Genomic DNA, 15,457 nt, shown 5'->3' with positions numbered 1-15,457 from the left:
AGATATAAAGCCAGATTTAAGAGGATCAATCATGAATAAAAACCGTTATAAAATCATATTCAATAAAAAAAGAGGCATGCTGGTAGCCGTAGCAGAAAACACCACTCGCGAAGGTAAAAGCACAGCCGACCGCAGCAGCAGTAACAGCATTACCGGCAGCCTGCTGGCCAAACTGCCATTAATCACCGGCTCTATCCTGTTAGGACTGGGCTTATGCGTACTGACCGGTAACGGAGCCATAGCGGCCGACATTCACGCAGATACATCTGCACCTAAGAATCAGCAGCCCACCATATTACAAACTGCCAATGGTGTACCACAGATAAATATTCAGACTCCAAGTAAAGGCGGCGTGTCCGTCAATCAGTACCGGCAGCTGGATGTAAATCAAAAAGGTGCTATTCTCAACAATAGCCGAAAAAGCATTCAGACACAGCAGGCTGGTTGGGTACAGGGCAATCCCTGGCTGGCCAGAGGCGAAGCCAGAGTCATCGTTAACCAGATTAATAGCAGCAATCCCAGCCGGATTAACGGCTACATCGAAGTAGCCGGTAAACGTGCCGAAGTTATCATGGCAAACCCCGCCGGAATCAATGTTAACGGAGGCGGCTTTATTAATGCTGCCGGTGTAACACTGACTACCGGCAAACCCATACTCAATAATGGTAGTCTGGATGGTTTTCAGGTACGTGAAGGCAATATCAGCATCAACGGACAGGGGCTGGATAGCCGGGGTAGTGATTACACCAATATCCTGACCAAAGCTGCTCAAATCAATGCCGGCATCTGGGCAAATAATCTCAATATTATTGCCGGCAGCAACGATATTACTTCGCAGGGAGCAATTACGCCCAGCTATCCGGCTGAGAACTCAGCCCAGAACCGGGTAGCCATAGACAGTAGCAAACTAGCCGGTATGTACGCAGGTAAAATCACACTCGTCAGCAACGACAAAGGTGTCGGCATTAATAATGCCGGTCAGATATTTGCCGGGGCAGGTGGCGTACAGATTAGTGCCGATGGCAAACTGAGTAACAGCGGCAGCATCGTTGCTGCTGATAAGAGCAGTGTCGGCGCAGATAGTGCCGCAGCCGCCATCAAAGCTGACAGTATCAGCAACAGCGGTACTGTCTCCAGCCTGGGTAAACTGCAATTACAGAGCCGGCAGCTGGACAACAGTGGTTTAATTACCAGTGCTGATGAACTGAATATCCGTAACCGGCAACAACTGGATAATCAGGGAGAAATCAACGGCGGCCGTCTGGACATCATCAGTGACAGCCTTCATAACCGTAACGGCAAAATTATCCAGAGCGGTTTGCAGGCGTTGAGTCTGGAAACAGATAAACTAAGCAACGAAAACAACGGTCTGATTGGTTATGCACCAGCAGAAAGCAGCACAGAACCAGCCCCTGACAAACCGGCTAACACCGGAGAACCGTCAGACAGTAATACCAATCCGCCAAGCAGTGCAACAGCAACAGGTCAGACCAAACCTGCGCTCAGCCAGCCTAAACAGTTTGCAGCCGGACAAATCATCAGCCGGCAGGAAATTATCAATGATAACGGGCAGATTACAGGTAACGGCGGCATCGATCTTAATGCTCATAACGGATTGAGTAACCATGCTAATCTGCATCTGAATCACCTTCAGGTAAGCGGAGATTTGCTGGATAATACTCAGGGCAAACTGATTGTCAGACAGGCACAAATCAAAACTGACCGGCTGGATAACCGGCAGGGTGAAATCAGCGGCAGCGAGCAGTTACAGTACGCAGGAAAAGTACTGGATAACCGCCATGGTCGTATCCAGTCAGCCGGACAGATAGAAATTAACAGCGCAGAAACAGATAACAGCAATAGCGGCGTAATAGCAGCCCAGAACAAATTGCAGCTTAATAGCAGCAGCTACATTGATAACAGCAATGCCGGGCAGTTGTGGAGCGGCGGTCAGACAGAGCTGGAAACAGACAGTCTGAACAACAGCAGCGGAGCGATAGACAGTAACAGCCTGAGGATAGATGCAGCAAATCTGAATAACCGGCAGGGTGCTGTCCGCAGCATAGCTGATCAGCAACTGAAGATACAAAATCAGGCAGATAATCGTGACGGACAAATTGGCAGTAATGGTCAGCTGACTATTTATGCTAAAAGCATAGAAAACAGCAATGGTAAAATCAGTGCCGGTAAACAGGCAGATATATACAGTAGCGAATTAAACAATCAGCAGGGTTCAATAGATGCAGAATCCATCCGGATTAGCAGTAATAATCTGAATAACAGACAAGGCGCTATACGTGCCAATGAAAAAATCGATGCCGTAATTAACCAGTCTCTCGTTAATCAGCAGGGGCAGATAAGCGCTCTTAAAGACATATCAATTAGCGGTAACGGCACTGATAACAGTGGCAATAATCTCCATGTGGATAATAGCGATAATGGCCGGATTATTGCCGGACAGAATCTTAGTCTGCATGCCAAAAATCTCAACAACCAAAGTACTATTGCTGCCGGGAATGATGCAGATATTGCACTGATTGATGATTTCAGCATTGATACAGATCTGAGTGCCGGTCATAACCTGAGTATCAGCAGTCAGGGAAATATCAGTAATAGCCATACCGTAACCGGCGGCAATAGCGTAATTATCAAAGCGGCGAACATCAGTAACCAGACCAATGGGATTATTCAGAGCAACAGCCATACCGAACTGAACGCAGCTGACAGCATTACTAATCGCGGCCTGCTCAATAGTAACGGTACTACACTGATACAGTCGGGCAGCAGCATCAACAACATCGGTACCGGCCGTATTTATGGTAATCATGTGGCTATCGGTACTCATAACTTGTTTAATCAGGAAGAAAACACCGGTACCGAAACCAAAGCGGCAGTGGTAGCAGCCAGAAACCGTCTGGATATTGGTGCTTCCAATATCATAAATCAAGAGCATGCTCTGTTATCCAGCGAAGGTGATATTGCTATCGGAGGCATTCTGAATGAGCAGCATCAGGCCAGCGGTATGGCAGAAAGCCTCACTAACAGCAGTGCACGGATAGAAGCGCAGGGTAATGGCAATATTGCAGTTAAACAATTGAAAAATCAAAATAACCACTTTAGCGTAGAAGAATATCTGGAGAGCAGTAAGAAAATTCATCAGTATCAGGAGAAAGGTAACCCTGAAATCTGGGTAGATGGTGTAGACGGTAAATATAAAGAAGAAAGAAAAAAAATCAGTTTTACCTTTAATGATAAAAGCAAGAAAGTATGGAAAAAATATTCAGTATCAAAACTGCACTGGTGGGATTTCAAGCGTGATATTTATAAGCAAAAAGTAACTGAAACTCAGCCCGGAGAAATTATTATAGGCGGAGATTTAACCGTCAGTGGTGAACACTGGCTTAATGACAACAGCCAGATTATCGTTGGTGGCACCTTGCAGAGTACAGATAATCTGAATCTGGAGAACAAAGAAACCAAAGGCCGGCAGCGAGTAGAAGAGCATGGAAAAGAGGGTGGCTATAAGTATGTGAATAAAAAACTGTCAAAGGGAAAAATTAAAACGAATGGAGAAACCTCGTATAACAAAACTATCATCAGCAGCCATGAATTTGAGACTCCGGTCAGTGTAGTGCAGCAACACACCAGCACAGGAACCAATCAGGCACATGCAGAGCAGGTTCAAAACAATAACCAGCTACAGCAGCAAGATAAGGCACAGACACAGTTTAACAGTCACAACCAGAACATACAGACCCTCAGTGATTACACTACCAAACTGCCTAACAACAGCCTTTATCATATCAGTCCGGATAATAGCGGCTATCTGGTAGAAACTGATCCGGCCTTTACCAACATGAGAAAATGGCTGGGCAGTGATTATATGCTCAGCGCTCTCGGGCAGAATCCCGAGAATATGCAAAAACGGCTTGGTGACGGCTACTATGAACAGCGGCTGATTAACGAGCAGATAGCTAAACTGACCGGTTACCGTTATCTCGAAGGCTACAGCAATAATGAAGAGCAATATAAAGCACTGATGAATGCCGGTATCGCATATGCACAGAAATTTAACCTGACACCGGGAATAGACCTGAGCCCTGAGCAAATGGCGCAACTGACTAGTAACATCGTGTGGATGGTCAGCCAGACCGTCACTCTGGCAGATGGCAGCCAGCAGACAGTACTCGTACCTAAAGTTTACCTGATGGTTCACAGCGGAGATGTCAATGACAACGGCAGTCTCATCAGTGCCCGCAATATTAACCTGCAAAATAGCGGTAATATAAATAATCAGGGCACCATAGCCGGTCAGAATATTACCAGTATCGGTGCACAGAATATCAGCAACAGCGGTACTATCAGCGGCAGTAAAGTTGGTCTCACTGCCAAAGAGAACATCGACTTTAATGGCGGAGTGGCCACAGGTAAAGATCTGCTTAGTCTGAAAGCCGATAAAATCAACCTCAGCAGCACTACCTTCAGCTATGGAGATGAACATAATGGCGGCACCATTATTGACCGCACCGCAGGATTATATGTCACTGGAGAAAAAGACAGTGTTCTTAGTGTGGCCGGTATACACGGTATTACCAGTCACGGTGCCGGCATTACCAATACAGCTGAGAATGGCATTACTCAGCTTAGCTCCGGAGAGGGCACTATCGATCTTAATACAGTGACCACTGCAACCAATATGGCCTCAGGCAGCCGCAGCGATAAAAATCACTGGATAAACCGTTATCAGAATGAAACCGGTACCAGCATCAATGCCATCGGCGACATTAACATACTTTCCGGAGAGCAACTCAATATCAGGCAGGGTGATATCAACAGCCTTCAGGGTAATATCAACCTTTATGGTAAAAACGGCGTTAATATCAGCGAAGGACGCCAGCAAACCGAGATGGATCATTCTACATATATTAAATCCAGCGGTCTGTTGTCGAAAAAAACCAGTCTTGATCAGTATCAGGCCGACCATGATGAAGCTGTATCCAGTAATATTACCGGAGCTTTAATCAACATCAGCAGCGATAAAGATATTAATATCCGCGGTAGTAACGTCATCTCTGATTTCGGTACCATTATGCAGGCGGGTAACGATATCAGCATCAGCGCAGCAGAAAATCATTATGCTGATCGTCAGTATCGCAAAGATACTAAATCCGGTCTGATGGGCAGCGGCGGTATCGGCTTCACTATCGGTAAACAGAAAGAAACTGACGATACCACCAGTAAATCTCTTGTTCACAGCGGCAGCAGCATCGGCAGCCTGTACGGAGATACCATTATCATTGCAGATAATCACTACAACCAGACCGGCAGCAGTGTGAGCACACCTGCAGGTAATGTAACCATAGCGGCTAAAGATATAAATATTGCAGCTGCGCAAGATGAACATAACCGAGACAATATTCATACTTTTGAAAAGAGCGGACTCACCGTTGCTGTCAACGTACCTGTGGTGAATGCCATCCAGACTGCGAATACTGCCATTAACCGCGTAGGTAAAAGTAAAAATGACCGCGTCAATGCCATGGCTGCCTTCAATGCCGGTATGGATACCTACAAAGCAGGCGAAGCTTTGAATAAACTTGGCAGCGATCAATCAGCAGACCAAAATGTCAGTGTCAGCATAACCATTGGTCAGCAGAAGAGTCGCAGTGAAAATCACACAAAAGATACCGTGGCCTCTGCCAGTCAGATTAATGCCGGCGGAACAGTCAATTTACTGGCAACGGGCGCAGGCAAAGACTCTAATATCAACATCATCGGATCAGATGTGGCAGGCAGCAAAGGCACCCATTTACAGGCAGATAACGAAATTAACCTGCTTGCAGCCGAACAAAGCCACAGCGAGCGCAGCAGTAATAAATCCAGCGGTTGGAATGCCGGAGTGGCTATCAGCTATGGCTCTGGTGGCACATCTCTGGGTGTTACAGCCGGGGGCAATCTGGGTAAAGGCCATGGTAACGGAGACGAAACCAGCTACCGGAACAGCCATGTTGGCAGCAGCAGCGGCAGTACCAGCCTCAGCAGTGGCGGTGCTACCAACATCATAGGTGCACAGGTAATCGGTAAAGGCGTGAGTATAGATGCAGCCGAGCTGAACATAGCCAGCCTGCAGGACAAAGCTAAATATGACAGTAAACAGGAGAATATCAGCGGGCAGGTTACTGTAGGCTACGGTGCATCGGGATCGGCCAGCTACAGCAAGAGCAAAATCAAAGCCGATTATGCCGGAGTAACCGAACAAAGCGGCATCATAGCCGGAGATGACGGCTATCAGATTAAAGTCAAAGGCAATACAGATCTGAAAGGTGCCATCATAACTTCTGCCAGTGCCGCAGAAGCAGCAGGTAAAAACAGCCTGATTACCGGCAGTCTTACCAGCAGTGATATCAAAAATCACAGCGATTACAGTGGCAGCAGCATTGGCATCAGTGGCGGCGGTTCTATCAGCGGTTCTTCACTGGGTCAGAAACAGCCCGGTACAGGCAATGGCATCCATCTTGCCAATCAGGGCGGATCCGGCGTAAACAAATCAATAGGTTTTGGTCACGATAGTGGTCATACCAGCAGTACTACCCATAGCGGTATCAACACCGCTAACATTATCATTACTGATGAAGCGGCGCAGCAGCAGAAAACCGGTAAAACGGCTGCCCAGACAATTGCCGCTATCCATACAAATACCACCAGCGATAACTACGCCGATAAAGCTGACTATCTGACTAACAACTTTGATAAAGACAAAGTACAGAAAGAACTCGACTTACAGCGTGAAATCAGTCAGGAATTTGATCAGAACCGACAGGAACTGAAAAAAGAACTGCTTGAAAAAGCGCGCAAAAAATATGAAGAAGCTCAAATAGAACGCTTTAAACATGGCGGCTACAGAACCGAAAAAAGCATACAATTAGAAGAAGAAGCTCGCAGGATGGAGCAGAATATAGCCTATCTTGATACTGCACTGGGTATATTATGGGCCGGCGATATAGGTACAGCTGCCCTGGAAACAGTAGCCCTGCATGCTGACTATGCCAAGAATGCCGCCAGGCACATAACCGCCGGACAAGTTTACAAAGTTACCTGTTCGGATCAGGCTGCAAAGTATCAGTGTAAAGACATAAATAACGTTAATGATGCAATTGCAGATCTTCAAGAAAGTAAATTAAGTAATGAAAAAAATAAAGGCGCTCCGTTTGACGGGAAAGCGATCCAGATCTTTGACTACAGCGAAATCATGGATGGCACAATAGTAAAAATCTCAAATCCGGGAATTTATAACAACGAAGAAGCCGCCTTTAGAAATGCAGTAAAACAAAATCCGGAAGCAGCGGCTAATGGTAAATTGTATGTTGTAGTCAACAATCCTGTTGTAGAGGTTATCCCCGGGCTGGGTGAGGTAGGTGGTTATGCTTTTTACGATAAACTTAACGAGTGGCTGGGAGGCCGGCTGCCCTTAACCAACGCAGAAAAAACCAATGCTGAATTAAAAATGCTGGCCAAAAAAACCAATACATTGATTGATACCAATGATCATAGCAGGGGCTCAATGACTGAAAAAGTCAGCCTGGCTTATCTGCAGAATGTATTAGGCATAACCGGTATTCCTATAGAAAAAACCAAATTTCTCGGGCCGGCAGCACATGCGCCGGGTTATTTCAAAATGCTGAGCAAAAACGGCTATGTGGATGAATATGGCATCAGCAGTAGCTTTTTCATGGGTAATCACAATACCGACTTTGTCGGCAGGCTGGTAGGTCTCAATCCTGCTACAGCAGGAGAGTGTAAGGGCAATCCGCTGGGCGCATGTTACAGTCACAGCAGTTATAACGGTGCTTATTACCTTGAACCCTATTTGACAGATCCATTTGGTCAGTTCTATTTTGATAAAAACACTGGTAAACGTCTACCAAATCCAGAATTTGAAAAAGTTGAAAAAACTGTACAAAAACTTTATGAGGATGAAAATAAACTATTTCCTAATCCAACACTTGCTCAGGCATATGTAATCGGCGAAGATGGGAATATTCGTCTGGTAGACCGGCAGGGAAACATGACAACAATCAACCGGAGAACGCAAAAAGTCATCGGCACCACACAAATACCGATTCATGAAATCAATGGCAGACGTTATTTTGAATTTGAAGGAAAGAAATATTATGCAGATCCGAACCGCTAAAATCCGCTTACTTATTCTGACAGGTATAGGAATATTCCTGAGTGGCTGTAGTATATCCGACTGGTACAATGGCTACTATGTTGAAAGATCAGCGATTAAAGGAGCACAAAAAGATAGAGATAATTACTACAATTCTGAATCGCCGCAAATGCAAGAGCTGAGAAAGCATAATGACAAATATTGTTCAGATTTAGCATCTAAGCCAGAAAACCGGGTTGCAAGGGACGGTTATCCAAATGGTGTTGTCAATCAAGCTATGTTTATTGGGTGTATGGAAGATCGTGGCACACCCACATATGAATCTTATGCCTCAATGCAGAAAAAAAAACATGATGAAGAACGAAGAGCAAAAGGTAAAAGAGTCATGTAAGTATTGCTAGCCTGATATATTAGCCCTGTATTTAATTTGATAATAGTAATATTAAAAGATTGAATATAGGGCTGTATTGATATCTGAAATATGATTTTTGCATAATAGTGCAACTGAAATAAAAGAATAGATAAGGGTTTTTATTGTACTGAAAAATACAAGAAAATAGTCTACTGCAAAAGTCATCGGCAGCACGCAGATACCGATTCATGAAATCCATGGCAAACGCTATTTTGAATTTGAAGGAAAGAAATATTATGCAGATCCGAACCGCTAAAATCCGCTTACTTATTCTGACAGGTATCGGAATATTTTTGGGCGGCTGCAGTATCTCCGACTGGTACAATGGTTATTATGTTGAAAGATCAGCAATTTCTCAGTCACAAAAGAAAGAAGCTAATTATTACAATTCAGAATCGCCAGAAATGCAAAAGCTGAGAAAGCAAAATGACAAATATTGTATAGATTTAGCAAAAAAGCCGGAAAACCGGGTTGCAAGAGCCGGCTATCCAAATGGAGTATGGAATCAAGGTATGTTTGAAAATTGTATGGAAGACAGAGGAACACCAACATATGAAACCTGGGCGGGAATGCAGAAAAAAAAACGTGATGAAGAGCTAAGAGCAAAAGGTAAAAGAGTCATGTAAGTGTTGCTAGCCTGATATATCAGCCCTGTATTTAATTTGATAATAGTAATATTAGAAAATTGAACACAGGGCTGTATTGATATCTGAAATATGATTTTTGCATAATAGTGCAACTGAAATAAAAGAATAGATAAGGGTTTTTATTGTACTGAAAAATACAAGAAAATAGTCTACTGCAAAAGTCATCGGCAGCACGCAGATACCGATTCATGAAATCCATAGCAAACACTATTTTGAATTTGAAGGAAAGAAATATTATGCAAAACCGAATCGTTAAAATCCGCTTACTTATTCTGACCGGTACCGGCATATTCCTGAGTGGCTGCAGTATATCCGACTGGTACAATGGCTATTATGCTGAAAGATCAGCAATTTCTCGGTCACAAAGGGATGAAAATAATTATTACAATTCAGAATCGCCACAAATGCAAAAGTTGAGAAAGCAGAATCAAACATATTGTTTAGATTTAGCACATAAGCCGGAAAATCGGGTTGCAAGAGATGGTTATCCAAATGGAGTATGGAATCAAGGTATGTTTGAAAATTGTATGGAAGACAGAGGAACACCAACATATGAAACCTGGGCGGGAATGCAGAAAAAAAAACATGATGAAGAGCTAAGAGCAAAAGGTAAAAGAGTCATGTAAGTGTTGCTAGCCTGATATATCAGCCCTGTGTTTAATTTGATAATAATAATATTAGAAAATTGAACACAGGGCTGTATTGATATCTGTAAGATGTCTTTCGCATACTAGTAAAACTGAAATAAAATAATATATAAGAGTTTTTATTGTACTGAAAAATACAAGAAAATAGCCTTACCTCATAAAGTAATCAGCACCACGCAGGTACCGATTCATGAAATCCATGGCAAACGCTATTTTGAATTTGAAGGAAAGAAATATTATGCAGATCCGAACCGCTAAAATCCGCTTACTTATTCTGACAGGTATAGGAATATTCCTGAGTGGCTGTAGTATATCCGACTGGTACAATGGCTACTATGTTGAAAGATCAGCGATTAAAGGAGCACAAAAAGATAGAGATAATTACTACAATTCTGAATCGCCGCAAATGCAAGAGCTGAGAAAACAAAATGACAAATATTGTTCTGATTTAGCACATAAGCCGGAAAACCGGGTTGCAAGAGCTGGTTATCCAAATGGAGTATGGAATCAAGGTATGTTTGAAATTTGTATGAAGAATCGAGGAACACCAACATATGGAGCCTGGGCGTCAATGCAGAAAAAAAAACATGATGAAGAGCTAAGAGCGAAGGGTAAAAGAGTCATGTAAGTATTGCTAGCCTGATATATCAGCTTTGTGTTTAATTTAATAATAGTAATATATTAGAAAATTAAACACAGGGCTGTATTGATATCTGAAATATGATTTTTGCATACTAGTGCAACTGAAATAAAAGAAACTAGCCTATTCTGGTAAGGCAAACTAAACCTCAGGAAGGAGTGCATTATCATGAAACTCCGCATTAAAATTGTATTTTTGTTAAGTATGTGTTTGTGCTTGGAGGGTTGCATGGAGGCAGCTATAAGATTCTGGAATGGTCCGGGCTGGTCATCACCAGCAAGAGAGAAAGCTGATCAGGAATGTTTTGATGAGCTTCAATTAACTGTACCTAAGCCAAATGCCCCCCGGGGTTCTGAAGCGAGGACTGAATGGCTTATTAACGTTTATACACCTGCATCAATAGAATGTATGAAGAGAAAAGGTTTTTAAAAATTGTTGAGTGCCATATTAGATTTATATTCCTGATAAATATGAATTTGTGCTTGGATAATTGAATGGACTCAGCTATAAGTTTCTAAAACGCGTCAAGCTGGACATTAGCAGCAATGATTAAGCTGAAAATGAGTGGTTGATTAACGTTTATACACCTGCCTCAATAGCATGTATGAGAGAAAGTTTATTAGTCTCAGACAATTTTTAAATAGACAAAAATGGAGTATAAAGTGGCAAGTAATATTAAGAAATTTAGCTTAGTTGGATTTATTATATTGTGTATATTATGTGGATGTAGTACAGATGCTTCACGATTTGAGAAACTGCTAGCATTAAACGGATATGAGGGTAGTCGGGTAGTAGTATATCCTTCTGGCTGGTATGCTGAGCCACCTGCACAATATTTGGTAGATGAACGTGGACGCTATATTGATGCGAATGGAAATTATACTGATCATCCCGTAGAAAATCCCTATTACAGAGATTATATAAAACGTTTTAAGAAATAATAAATTTGGATAAGCATTAATTATAACAATGACATTATCATTATTGGTTTATTTCATAATAGAAATAAACTTTGGGAAAGAAGTAAAAGTGAGAGTGGCGGGTACTTGTTTGAAATCTATATAAAATAAGGTAATAAATGCATTGATATAATTGATAAAACCAATAACTATTTCATTGGATATTACATGATAAATATTAGTATAAATTGGTAGGAAAGAAATATTATGCAGATCCGAACCGCTAAAATCCGCTTACTTATTCTGACCGGTATCGGTATATTCCTGAGTGGCTGTAGTATATCAGACTGGTACAATGGCTACTATGTTGAAAGATCGGCGAATAAAGAAATACAAAAAAAAGTAGATGATTATTACAATTCTGAATCACCGCAAATGCAAGAGCTTAGAAAACAAAATCAAGCATATTGTTTAAATTTAGCAGCTAAACCGGAAAACCGGATTGCAAAAGATGATTATCCAAATGGATTATTTAATCAACCTATGTTTAGTAGATGTATGATAGACAGAGGTACACCAACTTATGAATCCTATGGTGGAGTACTACAAAGAAAACATGATGAAGAGCTAAGAGCGAAAGGTAAAAGAGTCATGTAAGTGTTACTAGTCTGATATATTAGCCCTGTATTTAATTTGATAATAGTAATATTAGAAAATTGAATACAGGGCTGTATTGATATCTGAAAGATGATTTTTGCATACTGGAGCAACTAAAATAAAAGAATACATAAGAGTTTTTATTGTACTGAAAAATACAAGAAAATAGCTTACTGCATAAAATCATCGGCGCCACCCAGATACCGATTCATGAAATCCATGGCAGACGCTATTTTGAATTTGAAGGAAAGAAATATTATGCAGATCCGAACCGCTAAAATCCGTTTACTTATTCTGACCGGTATCGGCATATTCCTGACTGGTTGCAGTATCTCCGACTGGTACAATGGTTATTATGTTGAAAGATCAGCGATTAAGGAAGGACAGAAAAGTAGAGAGAATTATTACAATTCTGAATCGCCGCAAATGCAAGAGCTGAGAAAGCAAAATCGGATATATTGTACAGATTTAGCATCCAAGCCGGAAAACCGGGTTGCAAGGGCTGGTTATCCAAACGGTGTTATTAATTCGGGTATGTATACTAACTGTATGTACGACAGAGGGACACCAACATATGAAACCTGGGCGGGAATGCAGCAAAAAAAACGTGATGAAGAGCGAAGAGCAAAAGGTAAAAGAGTCATGTAAGTGTTGCTAGCCTGATATATCAGCCCTGTGTTTAATTTGATAATAGTAATATTAGAAAATTGAACACAGGGCTGTATTGATATCTGTAAGATGTCTTTCGCATACTAGTAAAACTGAAATAAAAGAATAGATAAGAGTTTTTATTGTACTCAAAAATACAAGAAAATAGCCTTACCTCATAAAGTAATCAGCACCACACAGATACCGATTCATGAAATCCATGGCAAATGCTATTTTGAATTTGAAGGAAAGAAATATTATGCAGATCGGAACTGTTAAAATCCGCTTACTCATCCTGACCGGTATCGGCATATTCCTGACTGGCTGCAGTATCTCCGACTGGTACAATGGCTACTATGTTGAAAGATATGCGATTAAAGAAGCACAAAAAGATAGAGAAAAATATTACAATTCTGAATCACCAGAAATGCAAGAGCGAAGAAAGCAAAATCAAACATATTGTTTAGATTTAGCAAATAAGCCGGAAAACCGGGTTGCAAGAGCCGGTTATCCAAATGGAGTATGGAATCAAGCTATGTTTAGTAGATGTATGATAGACAGAGGTACACCAACTTATGAATCCTATGGTGGAGTACTACAAAGAAAACATGATGAAGAGCAAAGAGCAAAAGGTAAAAGAGTCATGTAAGTGTTAGTTGCCTGATATATCAGCCCTGTATTTAATTTTATAATATCAGCATAAAAAGATTAATTACAAGGCTGTATTTACGACAAAAATTCAAGAAAGCATTTTGATACGCTATATAGATAAAATAAATAATCAAGTTATTGGTGTTGTTGAAGAAAAAAAGGAAAGTCAGTATATTTCAAGAGAGAAAATAATGTTAATACAGTCAAAAAAATTTTTTTTAATTATATTGTTAATGTTTTTTAACAAATCAATATTTGCAAAACAAATTAGTATAAAAGAACAACAGGAATTTTTCTGTAAACTTGAGCAGTATGATCAATGCTTTTATACAGGAAAGTGTGATTATAAAGACTATGTAAATTATACGGATTATTTTATAAAAATTACCGGTGATATCAATCAAAATGCTAAATCTTTATATGATAAACTTCCTGATATATATCAATGGGCAGGTAATGATGAACTGAGTGAAAACTTTCCGCATTACATAATTTATAATGGTACTTTTGTAAGTAATTTAGCCTACGCATATATTGATTTAAAATATAAATGGTTATCATGGTATAAAAATAATACTGGAATAAGTTATAAAAAACCTAAAGATATATTTTTAAAAAATAAGGAGGCTTGCGGAGTAAAAATGTTTGGAAAATATTTATCTTTACCGTTGCCAGAAGATGCTGATGTAAAGACCTGCTTTTTTAATTATCGAATTAATGACCCATGGTGCCAACCAGATGACAAAATCTTAATGAAAAATTTATTCTGTCAATCAGGAAAAAAATGTGAGATTAAATGGTAATAATAAGAAATGATATTCATCATAAGCCATAGCGGAGCTGTACTGTTGTCTGTTATAAAATTTTTTGCTAAAACTGTATAATTTACAAACAGTTTTGATAAAAATACACTCAATACAGATAATTAAGTAGTTTAATGTCATAGAATAGACGTATTTTAATCTGTGTATTCCTCAAGAAACAACATTAAAACCTGATGCTAATGGTTATTATGATATTTGGGTTAATAGTTTTGACCCTCAGGGAAATCCTATAACGTATAAAGCACATTTCAGAATGATAAATGGACAACCTATGAAATAAAACAAAAGAATCTAATGTTTAATTATTTTAAAAGTATATTTTTGATATTTGTACTGGTTTTTATAGCGGAAAGGCCAGTACAGGCCGAAGATTTTGATATAAGAGAACAAAAGAAATTTTTTTGTCAATTGGAGAAATATGACCAGTGTTTTTATACAGGAAAGTGCACGTCTGATGAGTATAAAAACTATACTGATTATTTTGATAAAGTAACTGATTATAGTTATGATCAAGTTGGTGATATATATAATCTAATTCCTAAGATTTATAGAAAAGAAAATAAGTGAATCTGGATTAAAAAGAAATATACTTGAGTACGATAGTGCTTATCTTTTTGATATTTCAAATATTTATATGAAAGGAAAGTATAATTGGCTGACATGGTTTAAACATAAAACAGGAATAAGCCATCAATCTCCGAAAAGTATATTCACAGAAAAAGAATCTGATGAATGTGGTGCTAAAATGTTTAATAAATACTTATCGTTACCGTTGCCGGAGGATGCAGATCTTTTAACATGTATTATTCATTATCAGTTTATATGGTCTTGCTTAGGATATGATAAAGAATTATCTAAAAATTTATTTTGTCAACTGGGCAATTCAAATTGTATTGTCATATATTAAATAATGGTTAAATTTAATCGTTTATTAAAACTATTAAATTTGATAGGGCAGATCAGTCTTCCTAAACAAACAGTATAGGATGAATAGTAGCAGGAACAGAAGCTCTGGCGCCGGTAGTATCGAAATGGCTGTATGGCAAGGAATCAAAAGATTTAACTGCAGATGAAAAAGCCACGGTTTCATCAATCATAGGGCTGGCTGGAGCAGCAACAGGAGCGGCAGTAGGCAGCAGCATGGCTGATGTGGCACAGGGGAATCAGGCCGGGCATACGGCGGTTGATAATAATGCACTTCGTAACAGTAAGGGGGAAAGTAAACTTAACACTCAGGAAAAAATATTAAATGAAAAACTGAA

The 15,457-nt window shown here is 40.2% G+C and carries 13 protein-coding genes; 12 read left to right on the top strand and 1 reads right to left on the bottom strand.

The genetic code is table 11. The features are described from left to right. Positions 1–31: 31 nt before the first annotated feature. From GYX91_RS09175 to GYX91_RS09125, 11 genes are all read left to right on the top strand, one after another. A complete protein-coding gene (locus tag GYX91_RS09175) occupies positions 32–8,191 on the top strand; it encodes a hemagglutinin repeat-containing protein (protein ID WP_174830657.1) in 8,160 nt (2,719 codons plus the stop codon). Continuing rightward, complete coding sequence (locus GYX91_RS09170) at positions 8,172–8,561, top strand: hypothetical protein (RefSeq protein ID WP_174830656.1); 390 nt, start codon at positions 8,172–8,174, stop codon at positions 8,559–8,561. The genes GYX91_RS09175 and GYX91_RS09170 overlap by 20 nt, the downstream gene beginning before the upstream one ends. Positions 8,562–8,770: 209 nt before the next feature. Beyond that, on the top strand, positions 8,771–9,208 hold the full coding sequence (locus tag GYX91_RS09165; RefSeq protein ID WP_174830655.1) for a hypothetical protein: 438 nt from the start codon (positions 8,771–8,773) through the stop codon (positions 9,206–9,208). A 209-nt stretch (positions 9,209–9,417) separates the two neighbouring features. Next, positions 9,418–9,855 (top strand): hypothetical protein, encoded by a 438-nt coding sequence (locus GYX91_RS09160; protein WP_174830654.1) that lies wholly within the window; start codon positions 9,418–9,420, stop codon positions 9,853–9,855. A 211-nt stretch (positions 9,856–10,066) separates the two neighbouring features. Further along, the gene (locus GYX91_RS09155; protein WP_174830653.1) at positions 10,067–10,504 is read left to right on the top strand and encodes a hypothetical protein; all 438 of its coding nucleotides are present in this window, start codon (positions 10,067–10,069) and stop codon (positions 10,502–10,504) included. 180 nt (positions 10,505–10,684) lie between these two features. After that, entirely contained in the window at positions 10,685–10,945 is a 261-nt protein-coding gene (locus tag GYX91_RS09150; RefSeq protein WP_174830652.1) for a hypothetical protein, read from the top strand. A 233-nt stretch (positions 10,946–11,178) separates the two neighbouring features. Further along, a complete protein-coding gene (locus GYX91_RS09145) occupies positions 11,179–11,457 on the top strand; it encodes a hypothetical protein (protein WP_143555317.1) in 279 nt (92 codons plus the stop codon). Between the two features lie 225 nt (positions 11,458–11,682). Beyond that, positions 11,683–12,072, top strand: coding sequence for a hypothetical protein (locus GYX91_RS09140; protein WP_174830651.1), 390 nt, complete (start codon positions 11,683–11,685; stop codon positions 12,070–12,072). Between the two features lie 258 nt (positions 12,073–12,330). Further along, on the top strand, positions 12,331–12,720 hold the full coding sequence (locus GYX91_RS09135; RefSeq protein WP_146207627.1) for a hypothetical protein: 390 nt from the start codon (positions 12,331–12,333) through the stop codon (positions 12,718–12,720). Between the two features lie 211 nt (positions 12,721–12,931). After that, the gene (locus GYX91_RS09130; protein WP_084561234.1) at positions 12,932–13,369 is read left to right on the top strand and encodes a hypothetical protein; all 438 of its coding nucleotides are present in this window, start codon (positions 12,932–12,934) and stop codon (positions 13,367–13,369) included. A 103-nt stretch (positions 13,370–13,472) separates the two neighbouring features. Further along, positions 13,473–14,174, top strand: a complete 702-nt coding sequence (locus GYX91_RS09125) for a hypothetical protein (protein WP_174830650.1) — start codon at positions 13,473–13,475, stop codon at positions 14,172–14,174. Between the two features lie 989 nt (positions 14,175–15,163). Here the strand turns inward: GYX91_RS09125 and GYX91_RS11100 are convergent. Further along, complete coding sequence (locus GYX91_RS11100) at positions 15,164–15,337, bottom strand: hypothetical protein (protein ID WP_238791336.1); 174 nt, start codon at positions 15,335–15,337, stop codon at positions 15,164–15,166. Here GYX91_RS11100 and GYX91_RS11250 point away from each other — a divergent pair. Beyond that, a partial coding sequence (locus GYX91_RS11250; RefSeq protein ID WP_370520387.1) for a VENN motif pre-toxin domain-containing protein occupies positions 15,288–15,457 on the top strand: 170 nt, incomplete at its 3' end. The genes GYX91_RS11100 and GYX91_RS11250 overlap by 50 nt on opposite strands.

It is taken from the genome of Snodgrassella sp. ESL0304 (assembly GCF_013344995.1).
In the GTDB taxonomy this organism is placed as follows: Bacteria; Pseudomonadota; Gammaproteobacteria; order Burkholderiales; family Neisseriaceae; genus Snodgrassella; species Snodgrassella alvi.
The sequence above is the reverse complement of the archived record's forward strand: the minus strand, read 5'-3'. Positions and strand labels throughout refer to the sequence as shown.

Excerpts from the sequence above, each read along its gene's own strand:
- GYX91_RS09170 (WP_174830656.1), top strand. The coding sequence starts at position 8,172 with ATGCAGATCCGAACCGCTAAAATCCGCTTACTTATTCTGACAGGTATA.
- GYX91_RS09165 (WP_174830655.1), top strand. The coding sequence starts at position 8,771 with ATGAAATCCATGGCAAACGCTATTTTGAATTTGAAGGAAAGAAATATT.
- GYX91_RS09155 (WP_174830653.1), top strand. The coding sequence starts at position 10,067 with ATGAAATCCATGGCAAACGCTATTTTGAATTTGAAGGAAAGAAATATT.
- GYX91_RS09160 (WP_174830654.1), top strand. The coding sequence starts at position 9,418 with ATGAAATCCATAGCAAACACTATTTTGAATTTGAAGGAAAGAAATATT.
- GYX91_RS09130 (WP_084561234.1), top strand. The coding sequence starts at position 12,932 with ATGAAATCCATGGCAAATGCTATTTTGAATTTGAAGGAAAGAAATATT.
- GYX91_RS09135 (WP_146207627.1), top strand. The coding sequence starts at position 12,331 with ATGCAGATCCGAACCGCTAAAATCCGTTTACTTATTCTGACCGGTATC.
- GYX91_RS11100 (WP_238791336.1), bottom strand. The coding sequence starts at position 15,337 with ATGCTGCTGCCTACTGCCGCTCCTGTTGCTGCTCCAGCCAGCCCTATG.
- GYX91_RS09175 (WP_174830657.1), top strand. The coding sequence starts at position 32 with ATGAATAAAAACCGTTATAAAATCATATTCAATAAAAAAAGAGGCATG.
- GYX91_RS09150 (WP_174830652.1), top strand. The coding sequence starts at position 10,685 with ATGAAACTCCGCATTAAAATTGTATTTTTGTTAAGTATGTGTTTGTGC.
- GYX91_RS09140 (WP_174830651.1), top strand. The coding sequence starts at position 11,683 with ATGCAGATCCGAACCGCTAAAATCCGCTTACTTATTCTGACCGGTATC.